Genomic DNA, 13,312 nt, shown 5'->3' with positions numbered 1-13,312 from the left:
CACCTATCAAAATCCAAAAAGGATTGCAATGCTTACATTTCTACATAAAACCGCGCAAAATATCGCTTCACTTGTTACAAAAGATTCTAGCAACTCTATACAAAAAAATACCTTAGAAGAAGTGCTAATTGAATGCGACATAGACTATGAAATCATTGAGCAAATCCTATCACACCTCCCTAGCAAAATCACTAGAGAGGAGCTAAAAAGAGAATTTGAAATGATTCTAAAAAGCCAAAATGCAAAAAAAAATGAGCAAAAAGATAGCGCAGAAAACGAGGAAAGCAACGATGATTTTGCCACAAGGCTAAAAAAATCCACTCCCCAAAACCCTCTAGTAAGCCTCATCATCGGCGTAAATGGTGCAGGCAAAACCACCACCATAGCAAAATTAGCTGCCCACTCACTTGCGCAAGGAAAATCTACTCTTTTGGGTGCAGGAGATACTTTTCGTGCTGCAGCAAACGAGCAGCTAAAGCTATGGGGAGAGCGACTAGGAGTAGGCGTAGTAGCCACAAAAGAGGGTAGCGACCCAAGTGCGCTTGCCTTTAGCACGATTCAATCAGGGCTAGCAAAAGGCATAGAGCATATCATCATCGACACAGCAGGGCGACTACCAAATCAAGCAAACTTAAAAGCCGAGCTAGAAAAAATCCTGCGTGTATCAAAAAAAGCTCTAGAAAATGACGGAGTGAAAAGGGGACAATGCCAATGCGTGCTAATCCTTGATGGCACGCAAGGTAGCTCTGCACTAAGCCAAGCAAAAATCTTTGGAGAATCCCTTAAGCTAGATTTTGCTATCGTTACCAAGCTAGATGGTAGTGCAAAAGGCGGAGTGATTTTTAGCATTGCACATATTTTAGGACTACCCGTAGAGTTTATCGGTGTGGGGGAGAAAAAAGAGGACTTACTAGCATTTGATAAAAATGCCTACATAGAGGGGTTGCTTGATTGTATTTTTCCTGCTTAATTTTTTTGTCTAAATTTTCTTTGCCTAATTTTTATTGCTTGATTTGTATGTTTTTTTTAAGGCACAAAAATAAGACTTTTCTACAAAAATAGTGCATTAAAAAATGTTATGCAGATTTTATATACATTATTAGAATTTTGTCCTTATTGATACGCAATTTAGTTTGTATAGATTCTACACATTTGCTAAAAAGTTAAAGATTTTTTTAACTCGCCTTAGGATAAGATTTGCTATACTTATGGATTCTAAAAGTTAGATTTCGCATAATCTAACACACTCTAGAATAATGCAAAAGGAGCAACAATGCAATTTATCACAACTTACAACCAAGCCACACAAGAGCGAGCAAAAGAGGGAATCCCTCCACTTCCTTTGAAGCCAAATGAAGTCAGCGAAGTCATTAAGATTTTGCTAGATTCTGCATCTAGTAAGGCAGACAAAGATTTTGCCCTAGACTTGCTTACCAACCGCGTAAGCCCCGGTGTCGATGAGGGCGCAAAAATCAAAGCGCAATTTTTAGGAGAGATAATTGAGGGCAAAAAATGCGATAGTATAAATGCAGAGCTAGCCACAAAACTGCTAGGCACAATGCTAGGTGGGTATAATGTCCCGTTTTTGCTAAAAGCCTTAGAATCTAGCGATGAAAATATCGCAAAAACTGCGGCAAATTCTCTTAAGCACACACTTTTAGTCTATGATGCGTTTGATACTATCGCAGAGAAAAGCAAATCCTTGCCACTCGCAAAAGAAGTGCTAGAATCTTGGGCAAATGCCGAGTGGTTTTTGCACAAGCCAGAACTACCAAAGGAAATCAAACTAGCTGTGCTAAAAATTGATGGCGAAACAAATACTGATGACTTAAGCCCTGCTAGCGATGCTTTCACGCGAAGCGATATTCCGCTACACGCCAAAGCTATGCTAAAATCGCGCGTAGAAAACTACGAAGCAAGACTAGAATCAATAAAAAAAGTCGCCACAGAAAACGGCGCAAGTGTCGTGTATGTAGGAGATGTAGTAGGCACAGGAAGCAGTCGCAAATCCGCTTGCAACTCGATTGTATGGCATTTTGGCAATGAGATTCCTTTCGTGCCAAACAAAAAAAGCGGTGGCTTTGTCATCGGTGGGATTATCGCTCCGATATTTTTCGCCACTTGTGAGGATAGTGGCTGCCTCCCTGTGGTGGCAAATGTCGATGCGCTAAAAGAGGGAGACATCATCACGCTAAAACCCCATAGTGGCGAAATCCTAAAAAACGGCGAAGTAGTAAGCAAATTTAGCCTAAGCCCAAATACGATTTTTGATGAGATTCGTGCAGGTGGAAGGATTCCACTTATCATCGGGCGTGGGCTTACCAACAAGGCGCGCAAATTTCTAGGATTAGGAGAGAGTGAAATCTTCGCCAAAGCCTCCCAGCCACAGCAAAGCTCAAAAGGCTACACTTTAGCACAAAAAATGGTAGGCAAAGCTTGTGGCAAAGAGGGTGTGAGAGCGGGCGAATACTGCGAGCCTATCGCCACAACTGTGGGTAGCCAAGACACCACAGGGGCAATGACGCGCGATGAAGTCAAAGAGCTAGCTAGCCTTAGTTATAGTTCAGATTTTGTTATGCAGAGCTTTTGCCACACAGCTGCATATCCAAAGCCAGCGGATGTCAGTTTGCAAGCGACTTTGCCAGATTTTATGACTTCGCGCGGTGGTGTAGCACTGCGACCTAGAGATGGCGTGATACACTCTTGGCTAAACCGCTTTTGTTTGCCTGATACGGTCGGCACAGGTGGAGATTCTCATACGAGATTCCCTATCGGTATTAGCTTCCCTGCAGGAAGCGGACTTGTGGCGTTTGCTGCCGTTACGGGCAATATGCCACTAAATATGCCAGAATCTGTGCTAGTGCGATTTAAGGGCAAGCTAAATGCGGGTATCACTTTGCGTGATTTGGTCAATGCGATTCCATACTATGCTATAAAGCAAGGGCTACTAACCGTACCAAAACAAAACAAAAAGAATATCTTTAGTGGCAAAGTCCTAGAAATTGAGGGGCTAGAAGATATAAAAGTTGAGCAAGCATTTGAGCTTAGCGATGCGAGTGCAGAGCGAAGTGCAGCGGCTTGCACTATCGCGCTAAACAAAGAACCAATAATTGAATACCTGCAATCCAATATCGCACTTATCAATGCGATGATAAAAGACGGCTATGGCAATGCAAAAACACTAGAAAGGCGAGCGCAAAAAATGCGTGAATGGATAAACAATCCCGTCCTTATGCGAGCGGATAAAGACGCGGAATATGCTGCGGTTATTGAGATTGACTTAGCAGATATAAAAGAGCCGATTCTAGCTTGCCCAAATGACCCTGATGATGTGGCGACTTTGAGTGAGATACTAGCTGATGAGAAGCGTCCAAAAAATATTGATGAAGTCTTTATCGGTAGCTGTATGACAAATATCGGGCATTTCCGCGCGTTTGGCGAGATAATGAAAAACGAGGGGCAAAGCGTTACACGCACTTGGCTTGTGCCACCTACAAAAATGGATTCTAAGCAGCTAAGCGATGAGGGATATTTCAGCCTATTTGGCGCAAGTGGCGCAAGGATAGAAGTGCCGGGTTGCAGTCTATGTATGGGCAACCAAGCTCGAGTAAAAGACAATGCCGTAGTATTCTCAACTTCAACTAGAAACTTTGATAACCGAATGGGCAAAGGAGCGCAAGTATATCTAGGAAGTGCCGAGCTAGGTGCTGTGTGTGCTAAGCTAGGGCGACTACCAAGCGTGCAAGAATACCTACAAATCGTCCCACAAAAGCTAGGCGATAATACCGCTAAAGTATATAAATATTTGGAATTTGATAAAATCCAAGATTTTGCACTTTAAGATTTTGTGGCACTTTTGCTCATAGCAGGTTTTGTGTGTGTTTATCACACACAAGTCTTGTGAATCTCATCACTAGGACTTATAAGAACTTGCAAAAGATTTTACAAAAAGCGTAGGATTTGAGAATTTTTTAGGTTTTTTTTAAACCTTTTTAGTCTTTAAGTCCGCGCTTTTTGATTTCGCTTCATTTTTTCTTGCTAAAATTCTATCAATACTTCTAAAAACCAACCTCCAAAATAAAATCCAAAAACTAAAAAAGGTAAAAAATGGCAAAAAAATCTAGCCTTTTTGAATGTCAGCATTGTGGTTGGCAGACAACAAAATGGCTTGGTAAATGCGGAGAATGCGGCAGCTGGGATAGTTTGATAGAACTAAACCAAGTCCAAAAAGAATTTATCAAAGTCCAAAATAGTGCAATCTCTACTAGTGGGCTAAATAGCACAAAAACTCCACTTCCTATCACGCAAATAAGTAGCGAGCAAAATCACTTTTTTAGTTCATTTGAGGAGGAGCTAGACATCGTGCTAGGTGGGGGAATCGTGCGCGGTGGGCTATATCTTGTGGGTGGTAGTCCGGGAGTTGGAAAATCCACACTTTTGCTAAAAGTCGCGGGTAATCTCGCCAAAAACGCACACAATGTGCTGTATGTGAGTGGTGAGGAGAGTGCTGGACAGATACGACTTAGAGCGCAACGACTTGGCGCGATTCACAATCAGCTATTTTTGCTAAATGAAATCAACCTAGATTCTATCAAATTTGCCCTGCAAAATGGTGCTAAACAAGTGGAAGCAAAAAATCCAAATGATGAAAATCCTAAAAGTGAAAAAAGTCAAAAGCATACAAAAGATTCCGCAGGATTTGATTTGTGCATCATTGATTCTATTCAGACGATTTACTCGCCAAATGTCGCTTCTGCCCCGGGCTCTATAAGCCAAGTGCGTGAGATTACATTTGAGCTTATGCGACTTGCCAAAGAAAACAATATCAGCATTTTTATCATCGGGCATATCACAAAAGAGGGTAGCATAGCGGGACCTCGCGTGCTAGAGCATATGGTGGATTGTGTGTTGTATTTTGAGGGGGATTCTAGCAAGGAGCTAAGACTACTTAGGGGGTTCAAAAATCGCTTTGGCACGACTAGTGAAATCGGTATCTTTGAGATGAGTGCAGATGGCTTAAAAAGTGCCAAAGACGCCTCTAGGGCATTTTTTACACGCAAAAAAAGCGTAGCAGGTAGCGCGGTTAGTGTGATTTTGGAGGGCTCTAGGGCGTTAGTGATTGAAATTCAAGCATTGGTAAGCGAGAGCTATGGCAATCCACGGCGACAATCAACAGGCTTTGATAGTAATCGGCTAAATATGCTCCTAGCCTTGCTAGAGCGCAAGCTAGAGATTCCGCTAAATCGATATGATGTGTTTGTCAATGTCGTGGGTGGGATAAAGATTGGCGAGACTAGCGCGGATTTGTGTGTGGTAGCTGCGATTATCTCTAGCTTTCGCAATCGTCCTTTGGGGATAGAGAGTGCTTTCATCGGCGAGGTAAGCCTAACAGGTGATGTGCGTGAGGTAGGCAACCTTGAAGTGCGACTAAAAGAAATGCAAAGCTATGGACTAAAAAAAGCGATAGTCCCAAAAATACCGAGCTTTCAAACCGCTATCAAATGCTTTGCTGTAAGCGAAGTAAGCGAAGTGCTTGAGCGAATGTAAAATGCGAATAAAAAAATGCAACACACTAAAAAATGCAAATTTTTGACACAAAAACCTAGCCATATTCTTAAAGAAATTTTTACAAAATCTAATTCTTTTTTGTCAAAGCGCGGGGTGTGATTTTTGTGGCTTTTGCTTCTTTTTTGACTTGCACTTCTATGACAGAGGTAGAGTCTAGTGCTTTTTGAGGCAGTATCATTCTATCAAGTGGGGCATTTGTCGGCACCATAGGCAAAACATTTTCAAACCTATCTATCACCACATCAATAATGCAAACTTTTTTGGACTCTATCGCCTTTTTTAGCGTGGGGGCAAAATCCTCTTTGGATTCTACGCGAAATCCTACCGCGCCAAACGATTCTGCTAGGGCGACAAAATTTGGCTGCAAGCTCAAATCGGTGTGAGAAAATCTATCCTCATAAAAAAATGTCTGCCATTGTCGCACCATACCCAAGTAGTTGTTGTTTAGCACGATATTTATCACAGGGATTTGATTTTCTACGCAAGTCATCAGCTCTTGTATATTCATCAAAATACTGCCATCGCCACTAATGTTGAAAATATGCTTTTTTGGTTGTGCGAAATATGCTCCCATAGCCGCAGGCAAGCCAAAGCCCATAGTCCCTAGCCCACCGCTTGTAAGCAGCTCTCTAGGTGTGCTAAATGGATAAAACTGCGCCACCCACATTTGGTGCTGTCCCACATCGGTAGAAACTATCGCTTTGCCATAAAAATTCTTGCCTAGCTCTTGGATAATCCATTGAGGCTTTATCGTGGTGGCAGAATCATTAAAAAACATAGGATTTGCACTCATATACTTGCCTAAATGTTTTCGCCACTCATCGTAATTTGTGGCACTTAGCGTATTTTTATCCTCTGTGCTTTTTTGTGGTAAATCTGTGGAATCTAGCAAAGCCAAAATCTCTTGGCAAGCTAGCTTTATGTCTCCAACTATTGGAAAATCTATGTCAATGATTTTGCCAATAGAGCTTGGGTCTATATCTATATGAGCGATTTTGGCACTTCTAGCAAACTCGCTAACCTTGCCTGTAACCCTATCATCAAACCTCGCTCCTAGTGAGATAAGCAAATCACACTCACACATTGCCATATTTGCCGCATAGCTCCCGTGCATTCCCACCATTCCTAGCAAAAATGGATTACTAGATTCTAAGCAACCGCGAGCCATAAGCGTCTCTACACAGGGAATCCCTAGTCGTGAGACTATCTGCCTTATCTCCTCGTGTGCTTGCCCTAGCACCGCACCTCCACCTATGTATGCAAGCGGTCTTTTTGCATAGCTTAGGGCTTCTATTAGTTTTTTTACTTGGCGAGAATTTGGCTTTAGAGTGGGTTTATAAGTTCGCAGGGCGACTTCTTTGGGATAGACAAACTCTCCAAATTTGGCTGAAATGTCCTTTGGAATGTCAATCAGCACAGGTCCAAATCGCCCGCTTTTTGCGATATAAAACGCTTCTTTTATGATTCTAGGCAAGTCTTTTATGTCTTGGACTAGGTAATTGTGCTTGGTGCAAGGGCGAGAGATTCCCACCGCATCGATTTCTTGGAACGCATCTGTGCCGATTTGGCTTGTGGGGACTTGCCCGCTTATGACTACTAGAGGGATAGAGTCCATATAAGCCGTAGCGATACCTGTAACGGCATTTGTAAAGCCCGGTCCTGAAGTGATGATAGCCACGCCTACTTTGCCACTAGCGCGTGCGTAGCCGTCTGCTGCGTGTATGGCAGCTTGCTCGTGTCTACTCAAAATATGGCGAAAATGCTCTTGCTTGTAGATTTCATCATAGATATTTAGCACAGCCCCACCGGGATAGCCAAATATGACTTCCACACCCTCTAATCGTAGGGCTTCTATAAGCATTTGTGAGCCATTTAGCGATTTAGCCATTTTGTATCCTTGTAAGCGTTGGTTTGTGTGTTTTAGTTTTTAGAAAGTAGCGTTTGTTATTGTCCTTTTGCTTCAAAAATCGCTTGTATGCCGTCTTTTTCTAAGACTAGATTTTTGTCCTTTATGACAAAGTCTACCGAGCTATCAGAAAATAGCTGCAATATAGCACGTTCAATCTCCATAGCAGAGGGGTCGCAAAGCATTTTTGTAGCACCTGTGGAGGAACTTTGGATTTTGTTTTTTTGGATTTTTAGATTCCCAAAAAACAGATTGCACCCTGCATAGCCATTGAATTTTTGGTCATCCACTGTGATAAAGACTTGTTTTTCGCTATTTGTAGGGTCGATAGGGTTGCCATCCACACTTAGAGTTATTAGATTCCAAGTGTTGTAAATTCTCATATTTTCTTCCTTGCAAGCACTCATATACAAGGCACTTAGTGCGATTGCTAGGGGTAACAATTTTAATGATTTCATAGCTATTTCCTTAAAGATTTTGTTTGTAGCTCTTTTTATGTATGCAAAGGCAAGCATTATGCTTTGCCTTAGTGATTTTTGAGGCGACTTTTGAGATGATTTTTTGCCTAGAATCTTATCTGCCAAGCTATCAAATAGGCTAAACTCAAACGCTTGTCTTTTATTGACATCTAGCACTGAAATCTTGGCATTCATAGATTTTGCTAGCATAATTTAGTGCTAAATCCACAAAAACACTTAAGCACTTTTTTTGGATTTTTACAAAATCAAACGAGAGACAAAATCAAACAAAACACCATTTGTAGTGATTTTTGGATTTAAGCCTTTTGGCTTGCAAACCCTTAAGCTAGATTACTCGCCGATAGGACGCTTAGGGTAGCAAAAACGATAGCCTCTCCTGCGCACAGTCTCTATTGTGGAGATATTTAGCACCTTATCCATTTTTTGGCGAATTTGGTTGATAGCCACTTCAATGACATTTGGCGTAACAAGCTCTGGCTCTTCCCAAATCGCATCAAGTAGTTGCTCTTTTGATACGATTTGGTCGCGCTGTCTTGCAAGGTGGGTTAGCACTTCAAATGGCTTGCCTTTTACTTCGATTTCCTCGCCTTTGTAAGTTACACGCTCTTCATCAGGATTTATCACTAAGTCCTCTATCTCTATGGCGCTTGTCCCAAAAAATCTAAGTCTAGCTTGGATTCTAGCCAAAAGCACAGAAAAATCAAATGGCTTTGCCAAAAAATCATCTCCTCCATTGCCAAACACAGATACTTCCTGCTCGGGTCTTGCCTTGCTAGCCATAACAATCACAGATGCGCGTGGCGAGCGCGACTTCACTTCGGTAAGTAGCTCTATGGCATTTCCGTCTTTTAGCTTGTAGTTGGCAAGCACTAAGTCATAATTGCGAATGCTGACATAATACAAACTATCTTTCAAACTCTCTGCAATGTCTGTTTGATAGCCATTGGCGTTGAGCGATTCGCTAAGCGACTTGCTAAGAGCCGCGTCATCTTCTACTACTAAAATGCGCATTTTAAACCTTCCTTTTGTTAGTTTGTTTTGTTGTTAGCTTATTTGGTTGCCCTATCAGCCTTTATCTAGCCTTTTTGCTATGCTTTTTATTTGGCTTTATAAAAGCTTTTTTGGCTTAAATTTTATCGGCAGATTATAGCAAACTTTTAGGAAATTTTCAGCTAACTTTTATGAAAATTTTATAATTTTTTAAAGTTTTTCTAAGGAGTAGCCTTTGTATGGTTTTTTCGTAAAAAAATATTAAGGAGTATTTATTTATGTATACAAAAAATGAGATTTTGCAAAATCTAGGCAAAAACTTGCTTACAAAAACTCAAATTATAAAAATCATCGCGCAATGATAAAATTTTATACTCTTAGAATATTTCATCAAATTTTTTTTGCAAAAAGTTTTTATAAAATGCCACAAAAATTCTTAAAAATTCAAAAAATTTGTTTTGGTAAAAGCAGATAGATTCCCTAAAATACGATATTTCACACAAAAAATACAATAGTAAATATTGATTAAATACTTAGTTAATATTAAGTAAATAATTAGTAAATGTTAAGTAAATATTAAGGTTTATTTCACTACAATGCAGGCACAAAATCATTAGCTAATCTAAAAACGAGCTAGTGATAATGAGCGAGCATAAGGAGCATAATATGTTAGACTCAAAGAAATTCATTGTGGCAGTATCTGTCGTAGCTATCGTATTTGTATGCGGTATATGGCTAGGATTTGTCCTCAATGACAACAAAATCGCAACCGAGCGCAAACTCTCTATCAATCAAGAAGTAGAAGTGCGCTCAAAAGCAGAACCAGACACTTTCAAAGCAAAGATTCGCATTCAAGGGAGCAACACACTGCGTGCGCTATCTAAGCTAAATGATGAGCAAAGCGAAAGCCTCGTGCAAACTTTTAATGCTGTCTCTAGGCTGATAAAAGCAAACAAAGAGATTTGCTCAGGTGGTAGCTATGGATACTCTCCAGAAGTGTATTATGAGCGCAATAGACGCAAAGTAGGATTTAGCGCGTATCAAGAAATCGTATGCAGCTTTGGTAGCGAGCAAAAATCTGCTTATGAAAAGCTACTCAAAGCTGTCGGCGTAGAAGTAGGTAGAAATGCACTGCTTACGCTTCCTATATTGCCCATACAAGCCATAATCACACCAGAACAAATCGATAAAAGCACACAAGAAATGCGCACAGAGCTACTAAAAAAAGCGCAAGGTGTTGCTAAACAATACTCTAAAGCATTAAAGCAGAATTGCAATATTGAGGATATAAGTTTCCAAGAAGTTGGCAATACCAAGCCACAAGCACGAAATGGCGTTATGGCTATGAGCGCAGAAACTCCATCATCAAAGGTAGCACCAAATGGCGTATCACTCCCCACAACCAAAGAAGAAGACTTGGTGCTAAGTGCAAACTTTATCATAGGGTGTATGGCAAAATAGCTCCTCATAAATAGCCACATAAAAGCACCGTGATTCTAGTCGATTCTAGTCTGTGAGGGCTAGAATCACGCAAAATCGTGTAAAATATCTCTTTTGCCACTTCTTTTTTGCTTAGACTTTTTACTTAAACTACTTAAACTCTTTTTGATTCTATGCTTTATCATTTTTGTTTGATTTTACATAAGAATAGCTTGAGAATGGCTCATCTATTTTTTATTTTATCCCTAGTGAGACAACCTTTTTGAATCCCTCTGCCACAGATAAATCACTTCTGCGGACTTTGTCTTTTGGAGCACAAAAAAGAAAGCCTGAAGTAGGATTTGGTGTGGTTGGGACAAACACCCACAAAAATTCCCCTCTCTCATTTGACTCTTCTTTGGTGATAAATCCTATGACTTCTTGCTCTCCTAGCTTTATATAGCCCACGCCTAGATATTGCTTGTCATTGCCTCCAGAAAACATTTTTACCATATCTTTGATGACATTATATATAGAAGCGATAAATGGGATTTTGCCGATGAAAAACTCCGAAATCTTTAGCAAAATAAAGTCTTTTTTCTTCTCTAGCAAATGTCCGCTATATAGCAAAATCCCTAGCAAAATCACAAGAATCGCAATAGTTGCAAACATATTATGCTCGGTAGTGTCAAAAATCGCCCCGATAATATGCGCGATAAAATCATAAGCAAATTTTAAAAGCCATAGCAAAATAATAATAGGCGCAAGGGCTAATAACCCCCTGCCTATAAGTGTAAAAAAGCTACTAAAGCAATGTGAAATGATATTTTTATCTTTGGTAGGGTTTGTAGAATGTGGCTGTTTTTGCTGATTTGTGTTTGTTGGCTGCATTGTGCATTCTCCTTGTAAAGATTCTTAATATTTTAGCTTGATTTTGGCTCTAGCTATTTTGCGAGTTCATTTGCTTGTGTGGGTTTTTGCTTACGCACACATTTGTTTGCGTGGCAATTACTTGCGTGGTAGATATATCGCATTTTTGTGGGATTATTTTATGCTTTGAAGCGACAAAATAGCCAAGTGGCAAAATAGCGATAAAATGGCACAAACACCAAAATCAACACGCACAAACTCCGCTTAGCAAAAGGCTAAAACGCAAAAAGAAGTAAAACTTTGCAGATTTTAGAATACTTTTAGGCACTTTGAAGTATATTACACTTTTTATTTTGGAGTGGATTTTGATAATCTTAAAAAACCAAAACAACACAAACATAACAAACACCACTAGCAAAGGCGCACAGATGAGAGAAGTTCCAAATCATTTTTCAAACCATTTTTTAAGTTTGAAAGATTTTAGCAAATCACAACTATATGATATGCTCTCTCTAAGCCTAGCCCTAAAGTCCCTCTGCCAAAATGCAAAATCCCTATCAAAGCCTATCACACCACAAGCACTTGGCATAAAAAACTCCCCCCAAAATCCACCTACTTTAGCACTTATCTTAGAGAAGCCCTCCACGCGCACTAGAGTTAGCTTTGAAGCGGGGGTATATGAGCTAGGTGGCAAAGCCATAATCCTAATGGGCAAAGACACGCAAATGGGGCGAGGAGAGCCGATAAAAGATAGCGCAAGAGTGATAAGCTCTATGGTGGATATTATCGCTATTCGCACATTTTCTCAAGAGGGACTAGAGGAGTTTGCCCTCCACTCAAGCGTCCCTGTGATAAACGCGCTCACAGACTTATCTCACCCACTGCAAGTAATGGCAGATATGCTTACAATGATAGAGTGCGGAATCTATTTGGAGGATTTTGCTCCACATTTTGAGGAGTTTTGCAAGCAAAATCTACAACAAGAAGCACTAGATTTCATAAAATCACAAAATCCACTGCCAAAGAGGATTTGCTCCCCGATAGCTTGCTACATAGGCGATGGCAACAATATGGCTCACTCTTGGCTAAAGCTAGCTTGCATTTTGGGATTTGAGCTGCGCTTACTGTGTCCGCAAAAATACGCCCCAGATGAAAAAATCATCGCCCTAGCCCAAAATCTAGCAAACAAGTCAAATGCCAAAATCCGCGTAGAGATTATTCCCTCAAATGCCGATAAATTCGCTGTGCAAGACGCGCTAGAATCTGTGGCAAAAGATGCAAGTGTGCTTACGACTGATACTTGGATTTCTATGGGGCAAGAGGAAGAAAAGCAAAGCAGAATCAACGCTTTTGAGGGCTTTTGCATTAACCAAGCGTTAATGCAAAAAGCACATAGTAATGCAATATTTTTGCACTGTCTGCCTGCGTATCGAGGCTATGAAGTAAGCGATGAAGTCATAGAGGGAGCGCAATCGCGAGTATGGCAGGAAGCAAACAATCGCCTACACATTCAAAAAGGAATAATGCTATGGCTACTAGCAAAAAAATAACATTGGCAGATTTTTTTGATAGCGAAAATTTCATCAAGGCTTCAAAGATTTCTAGCACGCAAATCCTGCTAAATGTCCAAAAAAAGAGACAAAATAGCGAGCAAAAAGATGAAAACCAACCAACCTCTTTTGCTAGCCAACCAGTCGCGTTTAATAGTAAAGAAGCGTGGTGGATACAAGATGAGGAGGGCGAGCAATACCTCTTGCTTCCGCACTCTGTGCTAAAAAAAGTCCTATCTGCTATTGAGGGAATCAATGAGGAAAAACTCCTACTAGAGCTTGGGAGAGATGTCATACAAAGCGCACCTATTGATTTTGATGATGTTATGGCAGTGGCGATTGATAGAATTGAATCAAAAAGGCTAGATGATGGCTCATTGCCACCGCATATCAACACAAAATCCATCATCAGCGAAATCAAAAAATCACACCCAAATTTGTTTTTCAACATTGAAACGCATTTCTTGCGAAAAAATCTCTAAATCACTTTACACCACAAATAAGAATCTAGCAGGAAATCCAAGTAGGAG

At 40.5% G+C, this 13,312-nt stretch carries 10 protein-coding genes; 6 read left to right on the top strand and 4 right to left on the bottom strand.

Annotation, left to right across the window (positions count from 1 at the left end; all coding sequences use genetic code 11):
* Nucleotides 1–28 precede the first annotated feature (28 nt).
* From ftsY to radA, 3 genes are all read left to right on the top strand, one after another.
* Complete coding sequence (ftsY, locus tag CQA40_RS00270; protein WP_115519003.1) at nt 29–970, top strand: signal recognition particle-docking protein FtsY; 942 nt, start codon at nt 29–31, stop codon at nt 968–970.
* A gap of 303 nt (nt 971–1,273) precedes the next feature.
* The gene (gene acnB / locus CQA40_RS00265) at nt 1,274–3,841 is read left to right on the top strand and encodes a bifunctional aconitate hydratase 2/2-methylisocitrate dehydratase (protein WP_115519002.1); all 2,568 of its coding nucleotides are present in this window, start codon (nt 1,274–1,276) and stop codon (nt 3,839–3,841) included.
* Nucleotides 3,842–4,107: 266 nt separating this feature from the next.
* On the top strand, nt 4,108–5,547 hold the full coding sequence (gene radA, locus CQA40_RS00260) for a DNA repair protein RadA (protein ID WP_115519001.1): 1,440 nt from the start codon (nt 4,108–4,110) through the stop codon (nt 5,545–5,547).
* Between the two features lie 88 nt (nt 5,548–5,635).
* Here radA and CQA40_RS00255 read toward each other — a convergent pair whose 3' ends face one another.
* The 3 genes from CQA40_RS00255 to hsrA form a co-directional block, all read right to left on the bottom strand.
* Nucleotides 5,636–7,456, bottom strand: a complete 1,821-nt coding sequence (locus CQA40_RS00255) for an acetolactate synthase large subunit (protein WP_115519000.1) — start codon at nt 7,454–7,456, stop codon at nt 5,636–5,638.
* A gap of 56 nt (nt 7,457–7,512) precedes the next feature.
* Nucleotides 7,513–8,142, bottom strand: a complete 630-nt coding sequence (locus CQA40_RS00250; RefSeq protein ID WP_115518999.1) for an META domain-containing protein — start codon at nt 8,140–8,142, stop codon at nt 7,513–7,515.
* A 141-nt stretch (nt 8,143–8,283) separates the two neighbouring features.
* Nucleotides 8,284–8,964, bottom strand: coding sequence for a homeostatic response regulator transcription factor HsrA (hsrA, locus tag CQA40_RS00245; RefSeq protein ID WP_115518998.1), 681 nt, complete (start codon nt 8,962–8,964; stop codon nt 8,284–8,286).
* A 645-nt stretch (nt 8,965–9,609) separates the two neighbouring features.
* Between hsrA and CQA40_RS00240 the strand changes: the two genes are divergently transcribed.
* Complete coding sequence (locus CQA40_RS00240; RefSeq protein WP_181882771.1) at nt 9,610–10,404, top strand: SIMPL domain-containing protein; 795 nt, start codon at nt 9,610–9,612, stop codon at nt 10,402–10,404.
* Nucleotides 10,405–10,617: 213 nt separating this feature from the next.
* Here the strand turns inward: CQA40_RS00240 and CQA40_RS00235 are convergent, their stop codons facing one another.
* Nucleotides 10,618–11,253 (bottom strand): DUF502 domain-containing protein, encoded by a 636-nt coding sequence (locus CQA40_RS00235; protein ID WP_023927527.1) that lies wholly within the window; start codon nt 11,251–11,253, stop codon nt 10,618–10,620.
* Nucleotides 11,254–11,660: 407 nt separating this feature from the next.
* Here CQA40_RS00235 and argF point away from each other — a divergent pair, with 407 nt between their 5' ends.
* Complete coding sequence (argF, locus tag CQA40_RS00230; RefSeq protein WP_115519125.1) at nt 11,661–12,782, top strand: ornithine carbamoyltransferase; 1,122 nt, start codon at nt 11,661–11,663, stop codon at nt 12,780–12,782.
* The gene (locus tag CQA40_RS00225; protein WP_181882770.1) at nt 12,761–13,264 is read left to right on the top strand and encodes a DUF2603 domain-containing protein; all 504 of its coding nucleotides are present in this window, start codon (nt 12,761–12,763) and stop codon (nt 13,262–13,264) included. The genes argF and CQA40_RS00225 overlap by 22 nt, the downstream gene beginning before the upstream one ends.
* Nucleotides 13,265–13,312 lie beyond the last annotated feature (48 nt).

This window comes from Helicobacter sp. MIT 01-3238, from assembly GCF_003364135.1.
GTDB lineage: Bacteria > Campylobacterota > Campylobacteria > Campylobacterales > Helicobacteraceae > Helicobacter_B.
This window is presented reverse-complemented; position numbering and strand designations above follow the sequence as displayed.